Here is a 23,301-nt window from a genome sequence, read left to right on the forward strand (position 1 = left end):
AAAAAGTTTTCGCTTAAGCGGAAATCAAAAAATATATAAATGAAAGTATTAGTAATAGATAACTACGATAGTTTCACCTACAACTTAGTTCACTATTTAGAAGATTTAAATTGTGAAGTTATTGTAAAACGAAACGACAAATTAACACTTGAAGAAGTGGATGCTTTTGATAAAATAGTATTATCTCCGGGACCAGGAATCCCTGAAGAAGCAGGCTTATTAAAAGCGATTATAAAAATGTACGCCCCAACAAAAAGTATTTTAGGGGTTTGTTTAGGCCAACAGGCCATTGGAGAAGTTTTTGGTGGCTCTTTAATTAATTTAGAAGATGTTTATCATGGTGTTGCAACTAATGTAAATATTGTGGTAGATGACGAGGTCTTATTTAACGACATGGATAAAACGATAGAAGTAGGACGTTATCATTCTTGGGTAGTTAATCCTAATTTACCTGATGCTCTAGAGGCCACTTCCTTTGACGAAAATGGACAAATCATGTCCTTAAGACATCGCGTTTATGATGTTAGAGGCGTGCAATATCATCCAGAAAGCGTCTTAACACCTAACGGAAAGCAAATATTAAAAAACTGGGTTAATAGTTAATGTATTCCGTTTTTGTAAGTAAAACTTACGCCAATAAAAATTTTTAATATCACAAATTCCCTTTTATAAAAAAGGCGTTAAATATAGACAATGAGACAAATACTAAACCGATTAATAAACCAAGAAAGCATCTCTAGCGAAGAAGCAAAACGGGTATTAGTTAATATTTCCAAAGGCATCTATAATCAAAGTCAAATCGCTTCTTTCCTGACGGTTTACATGATGCGAAGCATAACATTAGAAGAGCTTCAAGGATTTCGTGATGCGTTATTAGAATTATGTATTCCTGTAAATTTATCCGATTTTGATCCTATCGATTTATGTGGTACTGGAGGCGATGGCAAAGACACCTTTAATATCTCCACTCTAGCCTCTTTTGTAACTGCTGGTGCTGGCGTACATGTTGCAAAACATGGTAATTATGGCGTCTCCTCTGCTTCAGGATCATCTAATGTCATGGAAGCTTTAGGAATTCACTTTTCTAATAAATCTGATTTTTTAAAGTACTCAATAGAAAAAGCAGGCATCTGTGTGTTACATGCGCCATTGTTTCACCCTGCCATGAAAAACGTGGCCCCAATACGAAAAGAACTAGGTGTTAAAACCTTTTTTAATATGCTCGGACCGATGGTAAACCCAGCGTTTCCGAGAAATCAAATGGTAGGTGTTTTTAATTTAGAATTACAACGTATTTATGGATACCTCTATCAAAACACTGATAAAAATTATAGCATCGTACACGCTTTAGATGGCTATGATGAAATCTCTTTAACAGGAAACACAAAAATAATTTCTAACAGTTCTGAAACGATGTTAAGCCCTTCTGATTTGGGAGTAGCACAAATCGAACAGTCTGATATATTTGGAGGAGATACCGTAAAGGATGCTGCTAAAATTTTCAAAAACATAATTAAAGGAAAAGGGACAGAAGCACAAAATAATGTAGTTTGCGCAAATGCAGGTTTAGCCATAGCAACCGCTAAGCAAATTCCGCATTTAGAAGGTTTTGAACTCGCTAAAGAAAGTCTAGAAAGTGGACGTGCCAAAGCGAGTCTAGAAAAACTAATAGAATTAAGTAAATAAAAGTAAACAGTAGCGGTATCTTGTATACACTTGGATTGCTAACTATAGAAACAAAAATGAATATTTTAGATAAAATCACAGCAGACAAACGTGTCGAAGTTAACCTTCGCAAACAACTAATTCCTGTCAAGCAACTGGAACGCTCTATTTTGTTTGAACGCCAAACCGTTTCTCTGGCAAAAAAAATAAGAGAAAGCAGCACGGGTATTATTGCAGAACACAAACGTCGTTCACCATCAAAACAAGTCATAAATCACGATTTAAATGTCTTTGATGTCGCTAAAGGATACGAAGACGCAGGCGTTTGCGGTATGTCTGTCTTAACGGATGGAAAATATTTTGGTGGAAGTTTAGATGATTTATTAACGGCTAGAGCAAGTTGTAATTTGCCGTTATTAAGAAAAGAATTTATCATAGACCCTTATCAAATTATCGAGGCTAAAGCGTATGGTGCTGATGTTATTTTACTAATCGCTGCTATTTTAACTACAGCAGAAATTAAACAATTTTCAGAACTCGCTAAAAGTCTAAATCTTGATGTACTTTTAGAAGTACATAATGAAGCCGAACTGCATAAATCATTAATGCCAACATTGGATATGCTAGGTGTTAATAATCGAAATTTAAAAACATTTGAAGTTAGTCTAGACACAAGCAAACAATTAAGCAGTCTAATTCCTAATGATTTTGTAAAAGTATCAGAAAGCGGCATCAGTACTATCGACGCTATTAAAACACTACAACCTTTTGGTTACAAAGGGTTTTTAATCGGTGAAAATTTTATGAAAACCGATAATGCAGGAGCGCATGCGAAACTATTTATAGAGAATTTAAAAAAATAAAAGTTATGAAATTAAAAGTATGTGGAATGAAAAATGAAAACAACATCTTAGATGTTGCAGATCTTGATCCAAATTATATGGGTTTTATTTTTTATGAAAAATCATCTCGTTATTTTGATGGTGTGATTCCAGAATTACCAGAACACATTAAAAAAATTGGAGTATTTGTTAATTCTACTTTCGATTATATAAAAGGAAAAGTTGAGAAATACAACTTACAAGGTGTGCAATTGCATGGAGATGAATCTCCAGAGTTATGTCAACGTTTAAAAGAACTTGAACTGTATGTCATTAAAGTATTTTCTATAAAAAACCAATTTGATTTTAAAGTTTTAGAACCTTATGAAACGGTTTGCGATAATTACCTATTTGATACCAAAGGTAAAGAACCAGGTGGTAATGGCTACACTTTTAACTGGAACGTTTTAAAAAGCTACCCTTCTGCAAAACCTTATTTTTTAAGTGGAGGTATTGGATTAGACCAAATGGACGCTATACTTTTATTTTTAAAAAGACCAGAATCTTACTTGTGTCTTGGATTTGATTTAAACAGCAAATTTGAAACTGCTGCCGGATTAAAAGACACCACAAAATTAAACGATTTCAAACAAAAACTGATAGCTAACAATTATGAGCTTTAATATTAATGACAAAGGTTATTATGGCGAATTTGGTGGTGCTTACATCCCAGAAATGCTATATCCAAACGTAGAAGAATTACGTCAAAACTATCTTAAAATAATGGCAGAACCTTCTTTTAAAGAAGAGTTTGACCAATTATTAAAGGATTACGTTGGCCGTCCTTCCCCACTCTATTTTGCAAAACGACTGAGTGAAAAATATAACACAAAAATATACTTAAAACGCGAAGACTTAAATCATACTGGCGCTCACAAAATCAACAATACAATTGGTCAGATTTTAATGGCGCAGCGTTTAGGAAAAACACGTATTATTGCTGAAACTGGCGCAGGTCAACACGGTGTTGCAACTGCAACCGTTTGTGCGTTAATGGGCATGGAATGTATCGTCTACATGGGCGAAATTGATATTGCACGCCAAGCTCCAAACGTAGCTCGAATGAAAATGCTAGGAGCAGAAGTCCGTCCCGCATTATCAGGAAGTCGTACTTTAAAAGATGCTACAAACGAAGCTATTAGAGACTGGATTAACAATCCTGTAAACACGCATTACATAATAGGAAGTGTTGTAGGACCACACCCTTATCCGGATATGGTGGCCCGTTTCCAAGCGGTGGTTTCAGAAGAAATTAAATGGCAATTAAAAGAGAAAGAAGGTCGTGACAAACCTGACTACGTTATTGCATGTGTTGGCGGAGGTAGCAACGCAGCAGGTGCTTTTTATCATTATTTAGATGATACTGAGGTTAAACTTATAGCAGTAGAAGCAGCAGGAAAAGGGATTCACTCTGGCGAAAGTGCTGCAACATCAGTATTAGGTAAAGAAGGGATTATTCACGGAAGCAAGACCTTGCTTATGCAAACAACCGATGGACAAATAACAGAACCGTATTCGATTTCTGCAGGATTAGATTATCCTGGTGTTGGTCCAATGCATGCGCATTTATACAAAACAGGTCGCGCGGAATTCATCTCGATCACAGACGACCAAGCCATGACATCTGGTTTGCAATTAAGTAAATTAGAAGGTATTATTCCTGCAATAGAAAGCTCGCATGCTTTTGCTGTTTTTGAGGATAAAAAGTTTAATCCAGAGGATGTCGTTGTAATTAATTTATCAGGACGTGGTGATAAAGATTTACAAAATTACATCGACTATTTTAAATTGTAATATTTGGGCGTTACCGTAAGGGTCAGGCTTTCAAGGCTCGCGCTCTGCGCAGCGCTCAAACAAACCTTTTCAAACCTTTAGGTTCACGAAATCAATATTTTAAAATATTAATCTGTGAGTAATCCTTAACGCGGGATAGCTATATAGCTAGCAATTAGTAAAAATGATTAGAATCTGAAACAAGTTAAGTATCAAAAATAAAACTAACAATAGAAAAAGCCCCCAATCAATTCGCAGAATTGAACGCCAAGGCGAAGAATAAATAAAGAAAAGCTCCGAAAACAGGAGAACATAGTTCGACGCGGAGTTTTCGTATTGGTTTCAGTTTGTAAAACTGAAAATTCCTTGGCTTGGATGTCTTTTTTTGATTCGTTTTTTGGACAAGCAAAAAATGAATATAGATAAATTCAAAAAACTGGATTAGTGCAAACAAAAAATAAATTCATTTAAAAATGAACAGAATAAATCAAAAACTAAAAGAAGACAAAAAGCTATTAAGCATATACTTCTCTGCAGGTTACCCAAGTCTAAACGACACCGTTTCCATCATTCACAACCTTGAAAAAAACGGCGTAGATATGATTGAAATAGGATTACCTTTTAGTGATCCCTTAGCAGATGGACCAACTATACAAGCTAGTTCTACACAGGCATTAAAAAACGGAATGACAACAGATACGTTATTCAATCAACTAAAAGACATCCGACAAACAGTATCTATTCCATTAATAATTATGGGTTATTTTAATCCTATGTTACAATATGGCGTGGAAGCATTTTGCAAAAAATGTCAAGAGACTGGTATTGACGGATTAATAATTCCTGATTTACCCGTAGATGTTTACAATGACCAATACAAAGCAACATTTGAGAAGTACGGTTTAATAAATGTCTTTTTAATTACGCCACAGACTAGCGTGGAGCGCATCAACTTTATCGACTCGATATCTAACGGATTTATTTACATGGTAAGTAGCGCTAGCGTAACAGGAGGTAATTCTGGTTTTGGAATAGCACAAACGGATTACTTTAAGCGTATTGCAGACATGAAATTAAATAATCCTCAAATTATAGGTTTTGGTATTTCTGATAATAAAACATTTACACAGGCGACACAATATGCAAAAGGAGCAATTATTGGAAGTGCTTTTATAAAACACTTAACTAACAATGGCAACACCAATATAAAAGCCTTTACAGACACTATATTAAATTAAAAAGCAAATTCATGGCAACAATCACGTTTAGAGAAGCAACACTGGAGGACAAACCAATGCTATTACAATTTGAACAACAACTTATTGCCTATGAGCGTCCTTTTGATCATATTTTAAAAGATGATTGTTCGTATTACGATCTTGACTTTTTAATACAATCAAAAGACACTAAACTAATCGTTGCTGCAGTTGACAATACACTTATCGCTTCAGGCTATGCCAAAATTGTTAAAGCAAAGCCCTATCATAAAATTACAGAATACACCTATATGGGGTTTATGTATGTAGACCCAGAATATAGAGGTCAAGGTGTGATTCAGAATATAATTGAGAAATTAAAACAATGGTCCATTAGCATTAATGTCTTTGAAACAAGATTAGAAGTATATAGTGATAACACCTCAGCTATTAAAGCTTATCAAAAGAAAGGGTTTAGAAACAGAATGATCGAAATGAAAATGGATCTTAAATAAATCTTTAAGACACTTTAACAATAAACACCATTAGTTTAACGACACCTTGTGACACAGTAGCATGTCTAATTACTATCTTTATTACGAACCAAAAAAAAATAAATTATGGGAATGATAAAAGATAGAAAGAAATTTAAAACAACGGTTAGACAAACAAATCCTACCAATCCAACAGGAAACACAAAAATGGAAACTAACGATTTTGATAGTGATAGTGAAACCATAAAAAAACAGCAAAATAAAACGAATAGCTAATCATATTTAGCTTAGTTATTACATGCCTATTCAGTATATTTGAATAGGCATTTTTTTATGAAACTACTTAACGACTTCCGACTAATTCTGTTACTATGTTTAACCTTAGGCTTAGCTCCTTTTTTTCCAGAACCTCATCTTTGGGGTAAGTTAAAATGGATTACCGGAGGCGCAACAGGCATGCATCCTAAAGATTGGTTTGATGTGTTTCTGCATGGCTTACCTTGGGTGCTTTTGATTAGAGTGATAATTGTAAAATTGACAAAAAAATAAACATGCTTAATATTGTATTAATAGAACCAGAGATCCCTAATAACACAGGTAATATTGGACGTTTAGCTTTAGCTTCTGGTTCCAGATTACACCTAGTAAAACCTTTCGGCTTCGAACTTAGCGATAAACGTTTAAAACGTGCAGGATTAGACTATTGGAAACATTTAGATGTGATTATATACGACTCGAAAGAAGAGTTTTTTAACACTAATAAAAATGAGAATTTTGCATTCTTTTCTAGTCACGGGACACAATCACATTGGGATATTCCTTTTAAAGACAATCAATTTTTAGTCTTTGGAAAAGAGTCTGTTGGTTTAGACAAAACGTTACTCAAAACACATTCAAATTCACTTTACAAAATACCGCTATACAGCGAACATATTAGAAGTTTAAACCTCGCCAATTCTGTTGGTATTGTCGTTTTTGAAGGTTTAAGACAATTATCAAAGTAACTCATGGATTCAAAAAGAAGTAAACTCATAAAATCCCTATCAGAATACGCACAAATTGCACTTGGAATTGTTTTAGCAAGTATTGGTTTAAAAGCCTTTTTACTTCCTAACGGCTTCTTGGATGGTGGTGTTACTGGTATTGCCCTATTAATAAACAGATTAGTACACACCAATATTTCTTTACTATTAATACTACTAAGTATTCCTTTTTTAATCATTGGCTATTTTACGGTATCAAAACGGATTATTTTAAAATCTGTGATCAGTATTTTAGGCCTTGCATTATTTATCCACTTTGAAAATTTTGGAATTATAACAGAAGATAAGTTTCTAATCTCCATATTTGGTGGATTATTCTTAGGGTCTGGTATTGGAATTGCCATCAGAAACGGGTGTGTTTTAGATGGATCAGAAATATTGGGTGTCTTTATAAATGACCGTTTTGGAATAAGTATTGGTAAAGTGATCCTACTATTTAATGTTATTCTATTTACTATCACTGCTTTTGTGATCTCTAAAGAAATAGCCATGTACTCGATCCTTACTTATATTGTAACGGCTAAAGTCACAGATATGGTTATTGAAGGGTTTGAGGATTTTATAGGTGTATCTATTGTGTCTAAAGAATTTGATAAAATAAAAGTCGAAATCATTAAAGAGCTTGGTACAGGAATGACCATTTACAAAGGAAAAAGAGGTTTTATAAACCAAGGTGAGACGGAAGATATAGATATCATACATACCATTATAAACCGTATTGACATAAAAAAAATGTATCGTATTATATCCAATATAGACGAAGACGCCTTTATTGTCGAGTTTGACGTAAACAACGTTAAAGGCGGTGTGTTAAGACGGTACTTAGATAGAAAAAAAGGCGTGAATTCTGCTAAATTCTTATCAGAAACCCCCATGCAATAAGTTTACTTATTTTTCTTCAAATACTGTAAATACATGTTTTCAACCTTCGTTCTAGCCCAAGGTGTACGACGTAAAAATTTTAAACTAGATTTAATTGAAGGGTTGTCGGTAAAACATTTAATTTTTATAACATGCCCCATATATTCCCAGCCATAATGCGATTCTAAATCCGTTATGATTTGTTCCAGTTTTATACCGTGTAAAGGATTGTTTTTTTGTGTTTCCACTAGATATTTTCTATTAAACTTTTAATTTTTACTGCCTTCTCAAAATGATCCAATTTATGAGTTTGTATCCACCAAGTAGCAGCTTCCATTAACAATTCTGGATCATCATTTTTGTTTTTAAAAAAAGCATAAAAAGAGACTCCAACGGAGTCTCCTTTTTGAGCAATTTTTTTATTGCAAACGTCTATGATTTTATCTTTTAAAGCAAGTGTCATAAAAACAATTAGCGTCTATTATCGTTATTTCTACTTTTAGATTTAGTTCTATTACGACCACCTGAATTTGATGACGAATTCCCCTTAGATTTAGATTTTTCGCCTTTAGGCTTATTATTTCTAGGTTGTTGTCTTCTATTTTGCCCTGGTTTAATTGGTGCTGTAGAGGCGTTCGGGTCAGGTTCAAAACCTTCTAAAATATCAACTGGTAATTTCATACCAATTAATTTTTCGATATCTCTTAAAAAAGTTGTTTCGTCTGCACTTACTAAACTTATCGCTTCTCCATTAGCTCCTGCACGACCAGTACGACCAATACGGTGTACATAATCTTCTGAGATATTTGGGATTTCAAAATTAATAACGTGTGGTAATAATGGAATATCTAAACCACGTGCAGCAATATCTGTCGCGACTAGCACACTAATACTTCCACTTTTAAAACCTGCTAAAGCTTTTGTACGTGCCCCTTGACTTTTATTTCCGTGGATTGCAGCAGCTTTAATACCTGCTTTAATCATTTTTTCTACTAATTTATTCGCACCATGCTTAGTACGGTTAAAAACCAATACTTGCTTCCAATTACCATCAGTAATTAACTTGATAATTAAATCTGTTTTTTTAGCTTTGGCTACTCTAAATACTTTTTGAGTAATAGCTTCAACTGTTGTGTTTTCTGGTGTTGCTTCAACTTGCACTGGATGATTTAAAATCCCGTTTGCTAATTTTCTAATCTCTTTAGAAAAAGTTGCAGAGAACATTAAGTTTTGACGTTTGTCCGGCATTAGTTTCATTACGCGTTCTATATCACGCAAAAAACCCATGTCTAACATACGGTCTGCTTCATCTAACACGAAAATCTCAACACGTTTTAAAGATAGTAAGCCTTGACTTTCTAAATCTATCAAACGTCCTGGCGTAGCCACTAATACATCAATACCCTGACGGATAGTTGCAGCTTGTGGTTTTTGATTAACACCTCCAAAAATTACAGCACTGCGCAAGTTTAAAAACTCACTATACTCTTTTACGTTAGCATACACTTGTGCAGCCAACTCACGTGTTGGTGTTAAAATTAACGCACGTATAGGTCTATACTTTTCTTTCGGGTTTTCCGATAAGATATGTAATAATGGTAATGTAAAACCTGCTGTTTTACCTGTTCCTGTTTGTGCCGAAGCCAATACGTCATGCCCTTCCAATACTGGAGGGATGGCTTTTTGTTGAATTGGACTTGGTGTAGTATATCCTTTTTTACTAATTGCTTTTAGTAAGGCTTCGGATAGGCCTAAAGATTGAAATGACATAAATACCGTTTATCGAGATAAACACTATTTAGTTAGGTTACCTCTTTTAATATGATGCAAAGGTACTGTTAAATAATGGTTTTAGTATTTTTATTGGGTTTTGTTTAGGGTTTAGGTATTTAATTTTACAAAAAAATCATGCTAAATTCGGGTAAGCCTAAATAGGATTCTATAAACAAGAACCCTATACACAATTAAGCATATTCACTTTCAATAATCATATTATGAATTGCACTATAATTCTATTTTTTTTGATTTCTCTATGCTTAAAAGATTAAAATCTAGGAGTAAAACAGAACTAATAAAACAGATGTTCAATAATTCAGAAACTATTTTAGGATTGTATAATGATAACTATGTTTCTGAAATAAAAAAGCATCTAACTGAATTAAATAAAGGTAATGAGGAATAACTTATTGATTATAATAAATATAAGTCTAATTTAGAAACCAGAACACCTTTTAAATTTAGAGGATTTAAACAATTTTGAAATAGTTTATGATTCTTCCCTTACAAAAGCAAAACAATTAAAGTTTCATTACAATGGATAAGGTGGTGTTTACAGACGTTTTTCCAACCGGGCTTTGTAGAATTTAATATTGAAGCATTAAAACCTTATCTAACAAAAGAATTTAAAGACCAGTTAGGAATGTACTAACGAGGCTAATTCTCCTTTACAATTAGTAATTTAATTATAACCCACTTACAGTGATTCTTGCAAAGTTTTCATCTATTAAATTAGGCGTTTAACACAAAAGGATATCTTACCTAAGCTAAGACTCTACCATTTTATAGCTTACTACAACAATGAACGTTTGTGTTTTACATGTATTTCATCGGATTTTATTATTCTTTTTTTGTACATTAGTGCCTTAGTAATAAATATAAAATTTATGAGTTTTTTAGCTAAGCTATTTATTGAAGATGAAGTTAGGAATATCCTAAATGTCAACCAAGTATACTCTAGGTTAGCAGATGTTAACGGACGACCCATAACTAAGGCTGTTGGCCATAAATTAGAGTTTGCAATAGAGTCTACAATAGATGATAGTTTTTTTTACGAAAGTATGTTTTCGCAAACCGATCAATGTGAAGGAGAAATTGTGTTTTATAAACGTGATGGTATAAGTACCTTGTTTAAAATGGAATTTGCCAACGCACAAATATTGAATTTAGCTGAATCTTTTAATGCCATAGATAGTCTACCATTACATATGAATATTGCTATTGGTTGGGGAATCATGAAAATGAAAGGTGTAACGCATCAAGAACCTTGGAATCCTAACAATCCATTTATAGAGATTGAAGAAACGACAAGACAAGAGGAAGAAAAAGAAGTCACTCGCTACTTTGTAACGGATACTGAAGGTAATGAGCTTGACGAATATAAAACAGGTGAAAAAATCATTTTAAATATAGAAACCAAAAATCGCATTGGAGATAGTATAACTATTCATTTAAATGATAAAACTCACGATTTTAAATATGGTGGTCAAATTCTTGAAAATGACAAATTAAGTAATTACACTATCAATAGTGATTTAGAACAAATAGAATTAGACGTAATTAATCAACAATAAAATGGCTGTAAATACTTTTAAATTAGAATTTGAAGACGGGGTTACTAAAACCTTAGAAGTTGTCGTTGTTAGTCCTACAGATATCATCATGTTTGTGGCTGGAACACAAGACCCTGTAAATATAGCCGCATTAAAACATCAAGCAAACCATAACTATTGGAAAGCTAGCAAGGATAATCTTTGGGGTAATGTTAAAAAACTAAAACCTCAATTCCACGACTTGAATATTGAAGCCGATTTTTTTAGCTGGAGTGGTGACAATAGTGAAGATGAAAGAAATAGAGCAGCCGATAGATTATTAGATTTATTTACTAGAGAATATCCTAAATTTAAAAATAAAGAAACGCATTTACATTTAATAGGCCATTCTCATGGCGGTAACGTTATTAATCAATTTACAGAGTTAATTACTACAGATACTCGCTTTCCTAAATTATGGGAAATAAAAAGTATCACCTATCTATCGACACCTTTTTTTAGAGAAAAACATCAATTAAATCACTCTAAATTACATAAAGACTGCCAAATTATAAATGTGCATAACGACTATGACATTACACAACGATTTGTTGCCGATTTTTCTTTAGATAATTTAGAAAATCTAATCGCAGGGTTTAATAGTTTTGAATTTGATAAGGCAAAACAAAGAATTGGACTAATATTATCTTCCGGTGTATTTGCGCCAATAACCTCAGCAACTTCAATTATTAGCGATTCTACTCAAGGGGTTTTAATTTGGGAAAGAGTATCGTTACTATTAGATAATGTTAATCAGATTTTAGATTTGATTATTAATATGGTTAATAACCCTAAGCTAAAAAAACTAAGCACCGAGAAAGCAGAAATAAACCAACTTTTAACTGAATTAAAAGCCTGGATACCAATCGCTCAAACCAATTTAAACACAAGAGTTACTGAATACCAGCAAACAATAGAGAATATTAATAGTAGTAGTGAGGAAGAGGGCCTTTGGGGAAAATTTAAGGATAATTTAGGCAAAGCAGCAGATAGTATTGCTAATAGTTTTAGTGACACATTCGAAACTGTAGATTTAATGTCTGATTTACATATGGAAGCACCATTGAGAGTCATTAATAAAATTCTATTTATTGACAAAGGGCTTGAAGACGCTTATCTTTTAGGACTATTAGAGCGAATATTTTCAGAGCAATCGGGTGTTACAGATACTATTGATAACACAACATGGGACCCAACCGAACAAATCCAAGGTAAATTTAAAGTCACTGATGTCCCAATTACTAATGAAGATGCTTATCACTCTAGAGGATTAAAATCCAAATTTGAAAAGTTTGTATCTGGTGCAGAGAAAAGCATCGCAGATGGAAATTTAAAAGAATTCCTGATTAGATTAGTTAGCCAACTTATATCTAGTCAATCTATAAATGACATGAGTACCATTTTATGGTGGGCAGACCTTATATTTAAAGATGAAGCCGATGACGAATTTAAAAAATTCAGAAAGGATTACCTTCCAAAGTACAGTCAATTAATAGAGAAATATGAAGCGCATTTAATAGCGCCTCAAGATAAGCCTATAGAGAAAAAAACGGAGACAGATACAAAAACGCCTGACGGATTTACTGAAGCTGCAAAACTTGCATTTACTACCGAGTTAAATGCTATAAATAGCATAACTAAACAAAACTGGGAAGCAACAGTTTTGGAAGAAAAAGAAAAAAAGAGAGAGGATGAAGAAAAGAATCCTCCTGCACCACCAGTAATTGGAAGTTTGGCCCATTTTGCTACAGTTTCTCACGGTTTAAGCCATACGAAATTATGGGATGAAGTAGAACAAGAGCTAAAAAATAGTTTTAGTTCAGGAAAAAACCCTGGCTATAAAGAATAGATTATGAAAAAAGCACTGCAGTACTTACTATTCATACTTTTATCAACAATCCTTTCTGTCTTTTTATTCTATTTATATGTGGAGGACAACACCTTTGAGGTTTTTGGAATGTTTTACATTGCTCCTCCTGCAGGGATTTTAACAGGAGTGATCTTTTTATTGGTTAACCATTTTCTATTAAAAAAACATCAAAGTAAAACGACCTTTTATCTAATAAGAGTATTGCTATTCATTTTAATTTATGCAACCGTTTGTTCTATAATGTTGTTTGGAGGAGATATCATCTATAGCCTTACTAGTTAAAATCAGTCTTTATAAATAATGCTTAAAATGAAGTTGGTCACTTCTTTTCTTCTCACTATTTATATCACGAAAAAGCTATATTTAACACTGGTAAATTACACACAACAGCATTTGGATACTATCTCGGGCTCTAGTTAATATTTTATTTTCTATTGTAAATCAGTATGTTTTAACCTAACCTAATAATACGACAAATAGTTATAGTCCGATTTGTGAGTATCGTTCAAGTATACTAGTTTTTGTTGATGGTCCTATTTTAGACATTCAAGGTACTCTCCTATTTTTATTAATAGCTTTTTTTTCATTTAGAAGAAAAACAAAAACACCTGTTTTTTTTTATTAGAATAGCACTCGTTATTTTCATCGTCCTATTAATTTCATGTATACAAAAGTTTTTTTTTTTAAACATCAATAGGTACAAAACAAAGTATTCATAATTAACTGGTTGATTAACATCTGTTCGACTAGTGATACTTTTATACACGACATTCACTATTAACAATGAAATATCATTAAATTCAGTGATAACAAAACGGGTAATCTAATATACATTTGTAATTACAGCCATACAGCGATTAAGTCCAATTCATATCAACGCGGTATACACAAATTACTAAATAAATTTAGAAAGTATTAATTACACCGTATGACCTGCCGCATAGGACAAGTAAAATCTCTATTTTTGTATTAAATATGAATAAAATCAAATACTTATTATGTATTGTCCTTTGCTTATACTTACCCCAAATAAGTAACGCGCAAGAACTAAACACGACTTCAATTGAAGCCTATATTTCTGTATATCAAACAGAAATAAATACAAACCCAGAAAAAGCTCAAAAAGCAGTAAAAAAATGGCTGGAGTTAAGTATCAAGCAAAATGACGTCATAAAAGAAGCACAGGCGCATTATGCTTTAGCTAATATTGGTAACATTACCGGAAATTACAAGCAGACCATAAAAGAAGCTCCCATAGCAATCTCCATACTAAAAGCACAGCATATGGAAATGGGACTACCTGCGAGTTACAACGTTTTAGCCTTAGGTTATAAAAACTTAGGTCAGTATCCAGAAGCTATGGATAGTTTTCTATTGTGTCTTAGTTATGCCGAAAAAACGGATGACAAACAACAACAGGCAAATGCGTATCAGAACATATCAACTTTATATATTCTACAAAAAAACTATGAAAAGGCAGCCAATAATTTAGATAGAGCTGCTCAAATATACAGAGCATTAGGTGACGATAACGGTGTCTTAGTTACGCTTTTCAATTTTGCTAACATTTTAAAAGAACAAGGACGCTACAAAGAGGCTTATAAACATTATAAAACCGTCTTAGACTACCGTATAAAAGAAGGCAACAAAGCTTCCATCGCCTATGTAAAAATTAACCTTTCACAATTACTAGTCGAAGAAGGTAATTATGAAGAGGCTATCCCACAACTTAACGAAACCTTAAGTTTATTAGAAGAATTAAAATTTACATCAGACATGGCTATTGTCTTAAACGACTTAGGCCTATGTCATTCTAAATTAGGACATACCGGACAAGCTATTGCTTACTTTGAAAGATCTTTAAAAATAGGAAAATCAAAGTCCTTAGCAAAATATAACTCTAAATTTTACAAGAACCTTTCCAACCTGTATAAAGACATTAAAAATTACAAACAGGCTTTATATTATTACGAAAAAACAGTTTCGGTTACAGAAAATATAAACTCGGTTGATAAAGAAAATTATGTTGCCAATCTACAAGAGCAATATGAAACGGAGCTAAAAGAAACCCGGATTAAACTATTAGAAAAAGAACAAAAACTTAGTGAAGCCGAACTAGAAAAAGCAGCTTTAAATTTAGAGAAGACCGCTCTAGATTTGGATAGACAGCGTATGGTGCGTAATATTTTTATTGCTGGTTTTATAATCTTGTTGGGGGTCTTAATATTGTTACGCTATCTGTATTTGCAACGTCTAAAAATCCAACGTCAATTAACACTTCAAAAAGAAGAGAATGCAAGACAAGAAATTAACCAGTTAGTAAAAGATCATAAGCTATCGGTTATAGAGCAATATCAAGAAGGCCAAGAAGAAGAACGTGCTAGATTATCTAGAGAAATCCATGACGGAATTGGTAGTGACCTAGCCAGTATTAAAATTGGTTTTGAGCATTATTTAGAATCTAAAAAGTTTAGCCCACAAGGAAAACGATTATTACAAGCTATTGAGCAATCTTGTAAAGATGTCCGTTTACTGTCTCATCAATTACATCCGCTACCATTTTCCAAAATTGGTTTTAGTAGCTTTTTAAAAGAAGCTTTAGAGCAACTAAAGAATACGAATGTCTTTTCTATAACCTCTTTTTTATATCCTGAGGACGCTATAGACGAACTTCCGGAAGCACTTTTAGCAGACACCTATCGTATAATCCAAGAGCTACTAAACAATATTATTAAGCACGCCAAGGCTACAGAGGTTGAAGTACAACTAACCAAACACGCAGCCTATTTAAATCTAGTCGTTAGTGATAATGGTTCTGGCTTCAAAACAAATAACAAACCAGGTATTGGTATCAGAAATATTAAAGAACGTGTCCATAAAAGACACGGAGAGGTAACCATAGATAGCTCGCCACAACATGGAACTTCAATAACAATTGATTTTCCTTTATAACACCATTAAGAATGAAACAAATAAATCTTATCATAGCAGACGACCATTTAATGTTTTTAGAAGGTCTAAATACCATTTTAAGTGAAATGGAAGAAATTAACACCATACATATCGCTACCGAAGGGAAACAAGTTCTGCGTTTACTAGAGCAGTTTCCTATAGACTTAGTGATTAGTGACATTAATATGCCGAAAATGGATGGTTTAGAACTATTAACCGAACTTAAAAAGAAGAGCAATCCTCCAAAAGTGATTATTTTAAGCATGCTGGATAATCATCGAACCATCTATAAGGTTATTCAAAAAAAAGCAGATGGATTTGTTCCTAAATTTACAAGTAAAGCAGAATTACAAAAAGCAGTAAAAACGGTCATTGATGGCGAACAATATTTTTCTGAAGCCATAAAACACAAATATATGGAGAGTGTTTTTGAAAGAAAAAAATACAAAGACATTGAGCTTTCTAAAAGAGAAAAAGAAGTCCTAGAATTATTATCTCAAGAATTGACGTCTAAAGAGATTTCTGCTAAACTTTTCATATCTGTTAATACCGTAGAAACCCATCGTAAAAACATACTACTTAAAACAGGATCTAAAACCACAACTGGAGCTGTAAAATATGGTATAGAAAGTGGTTTGTTTGACAACTAAAACCAGTAGTCATCAAGTTCCTTTTTTAAAGCTAGACTATTAAACACCTGTTATGCCTTTAAGTAATATTCTTTAAAATATAATTTACAAAAGACACTAAATAATAACGCTTCTATTTAATCACTTCTTTTAATATAAATGCGGTAGAAACTTAAAATATTATAAACCAACACTTTTACAAATAAGTAATTTTCTCTTTTCTAAAATTTTAGGAATACTTTAAGTACTCGCATAAAAATCAAGAACCAAAAGAGCTTGCTTGCATTTCTAATCCATCTATTGTGTACACCATTTAATAAAAAGAAAGGTTTTTATAATTTGAAACCTAAAAGCGACTTATTATGCACAAAATAACACTGTAATATTTATAGTGAATAATAGCAATAGGACAATTACTTAATTAAAACACCTTGTTTTGAACTTATTTTACAACAGCTTTTAAAAAATTATCTGAAGCGTTTTTTTTTTAGATCATATATCTAGATTTAACGATGCTTGCCAAGACACTCCCCCATTACAATACATCTTGGAATTGCTAACCGATTTGTTTAAATCCAATTTCCTTAAAACTAAGGCATTTGAATCATTACCTTTTATCATCACTGAATACAGTGAGTCTTTTATATCCCAAAATAAGGTCTTAAATAAACAAGACTTATGCTCTAATTTTGCCCTAAGACATTAAATAAATAATAAATACAACATAATTATGGGACTACAAGAAAAGAAAGCAATACGCATGGTTGAAGAGCAATACTTAGCGGATTATCAAAAAGAAATTAATGAAGCTGCAGGAAAAGAACTACCAATAACAATTAATTGGGATACGTTTGAATTAGACTATATCAAATTTGTACCAAGTGTATGTTTACAACGTTTGACAGATGGACTTACAAGTATTTGTGCAGATGACTTAGGGAAAGAAGCTGTTCAAGAAGGTATAAATACGATCGTGATTAACTGTATTCAAAATGAAGGTGCTGAAGAAAAAAAATCTTTAAAAATCGAAGATGGTGTATTTACACTAACAGCATGTTGGGGAGGTCATCACTCCGGTTGTTTCCCTGATATTGCATTAAAAACATTTATAGAAAACAACTTATAGTACTTAAAAGGCCTGAAATTAATTTCAGGCCTTTTTTTAAAATTAAGATATTTCATTTTTTAGAAAGTTCACATTCATTATATACAGAATCTAATTGATGAAACTCTTCTACATTATTTATGATAATATAGAGTCTATTGACGCTATCATTTTTAAAACTTTTTATAATAATTGAATATTGATATCCTGTCTCTTTTTACTTTTTTCTCTACACCCTAAAAGGCGCTTCACTATCTACATCATCAAAATCTCTTTGAGATACCAATTTATTTTCTAAAGGCTCATAGATTTCAGATTTCATATTACTACCATTAAATTTAGAGGTCCAGTATACCAACTTCTTTAAATTCATATTTATAAAGTCTTCGGATACTTTTTCAGAAAAATCACAACCACTAATACTTAATACTTCAAGCTGTGTTAATGTGGCTAATTCTACAGGTAAAATGACCTGTTTAAAGTTATTTATTCCTAAAACACGTAGGTTTTTCATCTGAGCAATCCAGGTCGGTATTTTTTCCTCTCTGTTATGTGCGCTAATAAAAAGTGTTTCTAAATTTAATTCAGAAATCGATTCAGGATATGCGCTGCCATTTTCATCTAAGCCTTCTAACCAAAGATGTTTTAGAGAACTCCAATGCGATATTGCTTCAATACTTTCATCGTTAATATGATCACAATGTATCAGTTTTACCGCTTCAATAGTGTCAACGTTTAGGTTGTCTATGGTTTTAAGCGCGACACTCTGCATTCTTAATTTTTTAAGCTGAGGCAAGGTTACCGCAGGAAAAGCATCAAAACCTTTGGCTTCAAATATCCCTAAAAACTCAAGGTTTGGTGTCTGGCTTAATAAACGCTCTAAAGTTTCAGTAGTTCCGTTATAATCATCAATCCTTAGTACTTTTAAATTGGTGTGTTTAAAAGCGGTTAATGCATTGTTATGTTCTGGATTGGCTTTTTTAAATGTGATGGTAAGTTCTTTTAAATTGACGAAGTTTTTAAATAAGCTATCTAATTGACTCACATCACTGGTAAAATCAAACGATTCAATGTTCTCTGGATGTCTAAAGGTTTCAAAATTTAAAACATTATTGACGTCATTATTTCTATGTCCAAGATTAAATTTAGCTGTACTAATTACTGCATAAAATTCCTGTAAATTAAGAATTGGTGTGGCTTTAATTTCCAGATTAAACACATCAAACGGTTCTGTTCCTGCTTTTATGCCTTTAATTTCAGAAATCGTTAAATTGGTAATATGTTTTGGCAAGCAATCGGTATTTACAACTAAGGCACTCGCATTTTTAATCGTCAGGTTTTCTAACTGAGCTATTTTTGAAAATACATTTGGGAAAACTCTAACCGCTAATTTGATATCTTTAGTATGCCACTCTTTAAATCTGTATAACTCAATATTTTTAAGTTTTGTACATTGCTCAATCCCTTCAAAAAGCCAATCTAATTTATGTTCTAATTTGTAATTAAGCGTTGTTAGATTTTTAAATACAGCTAATGATGTTTTGCGTAGGGTTTCTGGTGCTTCACAATCTACAGTTATCGTCTTTAAATTAGGAAAAAACGAAGCATTGTCTAACACAAAGTTCAGAAGTTTAGGCGAATCTATTTCTATAGACTCTCGCAGACTAACTTTCGTCATTGGTGTAATATTAGTTTCTTCGCTATATGTAATTTTTGTTTCTAATTTAGGTCTAGGTGTATCTCCAAAACATCTAGACGCATCTCCAAAAAATAAGGTAGATGATATGGAGTTTATCTTAGGGGCATTAAGCTCAAAAAGTTCTAATTTTGGTAAATCTTCAAATCCACTTGGTAAGCTATCTATGCTTTTAGATAAAATCTGAAACTCTTTTAGTTGCTTTAAGTGGCTAACATCTTTAGGTAATGCTGTTAATTCATTTAAGTAAAACAATTCTATACGTTTTAAAGATGCAGGAAACACAACTTGAGACAGGTCTTGCACGCCTACATAACGTAGTTTGAATACTTTTAATTCAGTAAGGTCTGTAAGCCAATTAAAATCAGTCAGATTCATATTAGGAATAATTTTTCCAATCCAATAATCACCTTCTATACATATTTTTTTTAAGGCTGTTAACTGAGACATTGTACTAGGAAACCTTTTTAAACAAGGCGCAACAAGCTTTAATTTTTTTAAATTTGATAAATTACCAAAATCCTCTGGTAGTTGTTCATAATCACCTTCTAGATCTAATTCTTCTAAAGACGTTAATTTTGATATCTCATTAAGAATACTATCATATTTATTACCAAAATCTTTTAAATGGATTTCTAAACTTTTTACGCCGTTAAATCGGCTTAATATATGTGGATGTTCTAACAAGCGATCTAAAAAATCTGTCGAAGAATGAAAAAGCCATAGTTCTGATCCTCCACCAATTAGGTTATATAATTTAAGAAGGTCTAAGTCTTCAGACAGCAATCCATATTCTAAAATAGAAATCATTCTGGCTACACGCTTTCCTTTTTGTGTTATTTTTTTTCGACTTTTAAAGGCTAATTGCAAAGCTTCTGGGGCTTGTTTTTTTATGATGTTAGCACACTCTGTTCTATTTTTTTTATTAGATGTTGCTTTTGCAATCACAAAAATTTCATAATAAAAATCCTCTGGAAAGTTTTTACACTTTTTAATGTCTTCATAATACTCATCCATTGTATAAAACTTGAAAACAGGTGTTTCTGCTGGTTTTGTCATAGTAATCGTTAATTTTTTAAGTATAAATTTCTTTTGGAAACAGTTTTTTTAGATACAGTACGTTGTGCTTTAATTTCTTTAACAGTACAGATTATATTTTTCATCTCTGTTATCAAAATCCTCTTTTAATATTTTATTTCCAGCTAATGCGTAAAATTTAGACCACTTCATATTGTTTCCATTAAATTTTGAAAACCTATAAATTAATTCCTCTAAATTCAGATTCTTAAATTTATCAGACACTTGTTCTGTAAAATCACACCTTCTAATGCTCATTATTTTTAATTGGGTTAATTCAGCTAATTCTTCCGGTAATGGGGAATACTTAAAGCTTTCTATGCCTAAAACTCGTAAGGATTTCATTCTTCCTATCCATTTTGGTATTTGTCTTTTAGTTAAAAATCCATCAATAAAAAAGGTGTCTAAATTTAAGTCTGCAATGGTCTCTGGGTAGGTTTCAAGATCTCTACTAATGCTTTGTAACCAAAGAAATTTAAGCGTTTTCCAATGCGATGCCGTAACCATAGCATCGTAACCAAAATTGTCACACGATAAAACTTTAAAAAGTTCTATGTTGGGCACTGTTAAGTTTTCTATAGACTGTATATCATCGCTATAAAATAATTTCAGTGTTTTTAGTTTGTTTAAAGTAACCTTAGGTAAATCTACAAGTCCTACACACTCGTAAATTTCTAAAAATTCTAGATGAGGCGTATGCTCCAATAATAACTTAATAACATTAGTGTTACCATTAAAATTTTTAATGGATAAGTTTTTTAAATTATGGTGCGTATAAGCGGTTAAACCATTGTTTTGTTCGACATTATCTTTATTAAAATCAATGGTTAGTGATTGTAAATTACAAAGTGTTTTTAATGCTTTGTCTAAGCCTTTTACATTACTATTAAATATAAAATCTTTAAAGCTTTCAGGGTCTTTAAAATTATCAAAATCCAAAGTCTCATTTTTAACACTGTTTACATCGTCTAACTTAATTTTTTTAGCACGTATGACCGAATAAAATTTTTGCAATGCGGTAATAGGTGTACCTACTACTTTTATATGATTTACCTCAAAATCTTCAACACCGGGCTCAATGACTTTTATATCTGTAATGGTAAGACTGTCTGTCTTTATAGGTAAATAATCTGTATTTAAAACTAGTGCTTTTGCACTTTGTACGCGTAAGGTTTGTAAATGCTTTACTCTAGAAAATGCTTGAGGGAAATTAGTAACGTCAGCGTTCGTTATTTCAGCATCAGCTCCATTATATATACCAGAAATAAAAACGTCTTCTAGCTTTTTACATTTGTGAATACCCTCTAAAACCCATTCTAAATGATGCGCTAACTTATACTTAAGGTTTTTAAGTTTTTTAAATGCAGAAAACGTATGTGGACTTCTTCTTTGTGGTGCATCACAATTAATTTCTATCTCTTTTAAATTAGTAAAAGACAAGGCATTATCTAATACAAAACTAAGAAGCTCCGGATTGGTGAAAACGATTCTTTTTAGTTTAGTTACAGGTGTTACTCCATAAGGCATAAACTCTGTATACAAAACTAGTAGACGTTTAATATTTGGTCCAAAAATAAAAGATGCAGGAACTTTTTTTAATTTAGATAAATGAATAGCTTCAAAAACCTCTAAGGTTTTAAATTCACTAACAGATGCAGGAAATTGTTCTAGCTCCCTCATACCACTTAGCCTTAATTTTTTCAATTTGGGCAAGTGACCAAGTGTTTCTGGTAAAGCGGTTAAATTCTCAAACCTAAAAAGCTCTAATTTTTTTAAACTTAGCGGAAGCTCAACATCAGAGAGGTCTTGTACCGCAAAAGAGCCTATTTTTAAATCCTTTAAACTTGTCAATTCTTTAAGCCAAGTAAAGTTAACTATGTTAGGGTTAGGCTCGTCTTCACCATAAGGAAAACTCCCCCTAAACTCCAACTTTTTAAGTGCTTTTAACTTGGTTATTCCTACGGGAATCCATACCAAGTTAGGTGCTGTTAGAATAAACTCTTTTAAGTTAACTAATCGTTCTAGTTCTTCTGGTATGTATTTATAATCAATTTCAAGCTCAAGTTTTTCTAATGAAATAAGTTGCGTTATGTTGTTTACAACGCTACTAAAACCTTCTTTCTGTCTAGAGGTGCTAATTGTTAATTCTTTAACACCGTTAAACTGACTTAAAAGCCGTGGTGTTTTTATGAAAAGTTCAATGACTTCTTTACTTCTATATTCAAGCGAAAGCGTTAAACGCTTACAAACAAGTGTGTATAGTTTACAAAGGTCTAAGTCTTCTGAGAGTACGCCATACTCTAATATAGCAATCAGCTTCTTGTTAAAAGAATAAGAATCCTCTATTAACGTTATTTTTTTTCGACTCTTAAAGGCGAGTTGTAAAGCTTCTGGTGCCTGTTTTTTTATGATATTGGCACATTCGGTTCTAATCTGCTTGTTTTTAGTAGATTTAGCAAGTACAAAAATCTCATAATAAAAATCTTCTGGGTAATTTTCACATCCTTTAATTTTTTCAAAAGATGTTTCGTCTTCGTAAAAGTTGAAACCAAATTCGTGTTTAGCAAATATCATAAGGCAGTTTAATTTTATGTTACAAACCTATTTTAAAACACGGTGTTATTTGTCACTGTATTCTGTGATATTTTAAATTCTAGTTAAATCTTTATAAAAAATATCATTAAATACAGT

22 protein-coding genes are annotated in these 23,301 nt (G+C 32.3%); 17 read left to right on the forward strand and 5 right to left on the reverse strand.

Annotated features, from left to right (window positions below):
- The first annotated feature begins 39 nt into the window (after positions 1–39).
- The 11 genes from H0I26_RS18875 (at position 40) to H0I26_RS18925 (ending at position 7,934) form a co-directional block, all read left to right on the forward strand.
- Positions 40–603, forward strand: coding sequence for an anthranilate synthase component II (locus H0I26_RS18875; RefSeq protein WP_218700385.1), 564 nt, complete (start codon positions 40–42; stop codon positions 601–603).
- Positions 604–693: 90 nt separating this feature from the next.
- Positions 694–1,686, forward strand: a complete 993-nt coding sequence (gene trpD, locus H0I26_RS18880) for an anthranilate phosphoribosyltransferase (RefSeq protein WP_218700386.1) — start codon at positions 694–696, stop codon at positions 1,684–1,686.
- A gap of 56 nt (positions 1,687–1,742) precedes the next feature.
- A complete protein-coding gene (trpC, locus tag H0I26_RS18885) occupies positions 1,743–2,528 on the forward strand; it encodes an indole-3-glycerol phosphate synthase TrpC (protein ID WP_218700387.1) in 786 nt (261 codons plus the stop codon).
- A 5-nt stretch (positions 2,529–2,533) separates the two neighbouring features.
- Positions 2,534–3,169, forward strand: coding sequence for a phosphoribosylanthranilate isomerase (locus H0I26_RS18890; RefSeq protein ID WP_218700388.1), 636 nt, complete (start codon positions 2,534–2,536; stop codon positions 3,167–3,169).
- A complete protein-coding gene (gene trpB, locus H0I26_RS18895) occupies positions 3,159–4,340 on the forward strand; it encodes a tryptophan synthase subunit beta (RefSeq protein WP_218700389.1) in 1,182 nt (393 codons plus the stop codon). Before H0I26_RS18890 ends, trpB begins: the two co-directional genes overlap by 11 nt.
- 452 nt (positions 4,341–4,792) lie before the next feature.
- The gene (gene trpA, locus H0I26_RS18900; protein WP_218700390.1) at positions 4,793–5,557 is read left to right on the forward strand and encodes a tryptophan synthase subunit alpha; all 765 of its coding nucleotides are present in this window, start codon (positions 4,793–4,795) and stop codon (positions 5,555–5,557) included.
- A gap of 11 nt (positions 5,558–5,568) precedes the next feature.
- Positions 5,569–6,030 (forward strand): GNAT family N-acetyltransferase, encoded by a 462-nt coding sequence (locus H0I26_RS18905; protein ID WP_218700391.1) that lies wholly within the window; start codon positions 5,569–5,571, stop codon positions 6,028–6,030.
- 105 nt (positions 6,031–6,135) lie between these two features.
- Positions 6,136–6,285 (forward strand): hypothetical protein, encoded by a 150-nt coding sequence (locus tag H0I26_RS18910; RefSeq protein ID WP_218700392.1) that lies wholly within the window; start codon positions 6,136–6,138, stop codon positions 6,283–6,285.
- Positions 6,286–6,342: 57 nt separating this feature from the next.
- On the forward strand, positions 6,343–6,558 hold the full coding sequence (locus H0I26_RS18915; protein ID WP_218700393.1) for a hypothetical protein: 216 nt from the start codon (positions 6,343–6,345) through the stop codon (positions 6,556–6,558).
- A gap of 2 nt (positions 6,559–6,560) precedes the next feature.
- Complete coding sequence (locus H0I26_RS18920) at positions 6,561–7,013, forward strand: tRNA (cytidine(34)-2'-O)-methyltransferase (protein ID WP_218700394.1); 453 nt, start codon at positions 6,561–6,563, stop codon at positions 7,011–7,013.
- 3 nt (positions 7,014–7,016) lie between these two features.
- Positions 7,017–7,934, forward strand: coding sequence for a YitT family protein (locus tag H0I26_RS18925; RefSeq protein ID WP_218700395.1), 918 nt, complete (start codon positions 7,017–7,019; stop codon positions 7,932–7,934).
- A 2-nt stretch (positions 7,935–7,936) separates the two neighbouring features.
- On the opposite strand, the gene H0I26_RS18930 is transcribed toward H0I26_RS18925, so the two are convergent.
- From H0I26_RS18930 to H0I26_RS18940, 3 genes are read right to left on the reverse strand one after another with little or no spacing between them, the layout of a single operon-like run.
- On the reverse strand, positions 7,937–8,161 hold the full coding sequence (locus tag H0I26_RS18930; protein WP_218700396.1) for a VF530 family DNA-binding protein: 225 nt from the start codon (positions 8,159–8,161) through the stop codon (positions 7,937–7,939).
- Positions 8,161–8,376, reverse strand: coding sequence for a DUF6500 family protein (locus H0I26_RS18935; protein WP_101020505.1), 216 nt, complete (start codon positions 8,374–8,376; stop codon positions 8,161–8,163). The genes H0I26_RS18930 and H0I26_RS18935 overlap by 1 nt, the downstream gene beginning before the upstream one ends.
- Positions 8,377–8,384: 8 nt before the next feature.
- Positions 8,385–9,683, reverse strand: coding sequence for a DEAD/DEAH box helicase (locus tag H0I26_RS18940; protein ID WP_101020507.1), 1,299 nt, complete (start codon positions 9,681–9,683; stop codon positions 8,385–8,387).
- An 893-nt stretch (positions 9,684–10,576) separates the two neighbouring features.
- Here H0I26_RS18940 and tssD point away from each other — a divergent pair.
- The 6 genes from tssD to H0I26_RS18970 all read left to right on the forward strand — a co-directional run bounded on the left by tssD (position 10,577) and on the right by H0I26_RS18970 (position 17,858).
- Positions 10,577–11,263, forward strand: a complete 687-nt coding sequence (tssD, locus tag H0I26_RS18945) for a type VI secretion system tube protein TssD (RefSeq protein ID WP_218700397.1) — start codon at positions 10,577–10,579, stop codon at positions 11,261–11,263.
- 1 nt (position 11,264) lies between these two features.
- The gene (locus H0I26_RS18950) at positions 11,265–13,130 is read left to right on the forward strand and encodes a hypothetical protein (RefSeq protein ID WP_218700398.1); all 1,866 of its coding nucleotides are present in this window, start codon (positions 11,265–11,267) and stop codon (positions 13,128–13,130) included.
- 3 nt (positions 13,131–13,133) lie between these two features.
- A complete protein-coding gene (locus H0I26_RS18955) occupies positions 13,134–13,433 on the forward strand; it encodes a hypothetical protein (RefSeq protein WP_101020515.1) in 300 nt (99 codons plus the stop codon).
- A gap of 693 nt (positions 13,434–14,126) precedes the next feature.
- Positions 14,127–16,103 (forward strand): tetratricopeptide repeat protein, encoded by a 1,977-nt coding sequence (locus H0I26_RS18960; protein WP_256935206.1) that lies wholly within the window; start codon positions 14,127–14,129, stop codon positions 16,101–16,103.
- Between the two features lie 11 nt (positions 16,104–16,114).
- Positions 16,115–16,753, forward strand: coding sequence for a response regulator (locus H0I26_RS18965; RefSeq protein ID WP_218700399.1), 639 nt, complete (start codon positions 16,115–16,117; stop codon positions 16,751–16,753).
- A 709-nt stretch (positions 16,754–17,462) separates the two neighbouring features.
- The gene (locus H0I26_RS18970; RefSeq protein WP_218700400.1) at positions 17,463–17,858 is read left to right on the forward strand and encodes a hypothetical protein; all 396 of its coding nucleotides are present in this window, start codon (positions 17,463–17,465) and stop codon (positions 17,856–17,858) included.
- 208 nt (positions 17,859–18,066) lie between these two features.
- Here H0I26_RS18970 and H0I26_RS18975 read toward each other — a convergent pair whose 3' ends face one another.
- Both H0I26_RS18975 and H0I26_RS18980 read right to left on the reverse strand, forming a co-directional pair.
- Positions 18,067–20,592, reverse strand: a complete 2,526-nt coding sequence (locus H0I26_RS18975) for a hypothetical protein (RefSeq protein ID WP_218700401.1) — start codon at positions 20,590–20,592, stop codon at positions 18,067–18,069.
- 78 nt (positions 20,593–20,670) lie between these two features.
- Positions 20,671–23,184 (reverse strand): hypothetical protein, encoded by a 2,514-nt coding sequence (locus tag H0I26_RS18980; RefSeq protein ID WP_218700402.1) that lies wholly within the window; start codon positions 23,182–23,184, stop codon positions 20,671–20,673.
- Positions 23,185–23,301: the final 117 nt, after the last annotated feature.

It is taken from the genome of Olleya sp. HaHaR_3_96, assembly GCF_019278545.1.
In the GTDB taxonomy this organism is placed as follows: domain Bacteria; phylum Bacteroidota; class Bacteroidia; order Flavobacteriales; family Flavobacteriaceae; genus Olleya.

Coding starts and splice junctions, on each gene's coding strand:
- H0I26_RS18875 (WP_218700385.1), top strand. CDS start 40: ATGAAAGTATTAGTAATAGATAACTACGATAGTTTCACCTACAACTTA.
- trpD (WP_218700386.1), top strand. CDS start 694: ATGAGACAAATACTAAACCGATTAATAAACCAAGAAAGCATCTCTAGC.
- trpC (WP_218700387.1), top strand. CDS start 1,743: ATGAATATTTTAGATAAAATCACAGCAGACAAACGTGTCGAAGTTAAC.
- H0I26_RS18890 (WP_218700388.1), top strand. CDS start 2,534: ATGAAATTAAAAGTATGTGGAATGAAAAATGAAAACAACATCTTAGAT.
- trpB (WP_218700389.1), top strand. CDS start 3,159: ATGAGCTTTAATATTAATGACAAAGGTTATTATGGCGAATTTGGTGGT.
- trpA (WP_218700390.1), top strand. CDS start 4,793: ATGAACAGAATAAATCAAAAACTAAAAGAAGACAAAAAGCTATTAAGC.
- H0I26_RS18905 (WP_218700391.1), top strand. CDS start 5,569: ATGGCAACAATCACGTTTAGAGAAGCAACACTGGAGGACAAACCAATG.
- H0I26_RS18910 (WP_218700392.1), top strand. CDS start 6,136: ATGGGAATGATAAAAGATAGAAAGAAATTTAAAACAACGGTTAGACAA.
- H0I26_RS18915 (WP_218700393.1), top strand. CDS start 6,343: ATGAAACTACTTAACGACTTCCGACTAATTCTGTTACTATGTTTAACC.
- H0I26_RS18920 (WP_218700394.1), top strand. CDS start 6,561: ATGCTTAATATTGTATTAATAGAACCAGAGATCCCTAATAACACAGGT.
- H0I26_RS18925 (WP_218700395.1), top strand. CDS start 7,017: ATGGATTCAAAAAGAAGTAAACTCATAAAATCCCTATCAGAATACGCA.
- H0I26_RS18935 (WP_101020505.1), bottom strand. CDS start 8,376: ATGACACTTGCTTTAAAAGATAAAATCATAGACGTTTGCAATAAAAAA.
- H0I26_RS18940 (WP_101020507.1), bottom strand. CDS start 9,683: ATGTCATTTCAATCTTTAGGCCTATCCGAAGCCTTACTAAAAGCAATT.
- tssD (WP_218700397.1), top strand. CDS start 10,577: ATGAGTTTTTTAGCTAAGCTATTTATTGAAGATGAAGTTAGGAATATC.
- H0I26_RS18950 (WP_218700398.1), top strand. CDS start 11,265: ATGGCTGTAAATACTTTTAAATTAGAATTTGAAGACGGGGTTACTAAA.
- H0I26_RS18955 (WP_101020515.1), top strand. CDS start 13,134: ATGAAAAAAGCACTGCAGTACTTACTATTCATACTTTTATCAACAATC.
- H0I26_RS18960 (WP_256935206.1), top strand. CDS start 14,127: ATGAATAAAATCAAATACTTATTATGTATTGTCCTTTGCTTATACTTA.
- H0I26_RS18965 (WP_218700399.1), top strand. CDS start 16,115: ATGAAACAAATAAATCTTATCATAGCAGACGACCATTTAATGTTTTTA.
- H0I26_RS18970 (WP_218700400.1), top strand. CDS start 17,463: ATGGGACTACAAGAAAAGAAAGCAATACGCATGGTTGAAGAGCAATAC.
- H0I26_RS18975 (WP_218700401.1), bottom strand. CDS start 20,592: ATGACAAAACCAGCAGAAACACCTGTTTTCAAGTTTTATACAATGGAT.
- H0I26_RS18980 (WP_218700402.1), bottom strand. CDS start 23,184: ATGATATTTGCTAAACACGAATTTGGTTTCAACTTTTACGAAGACGAA.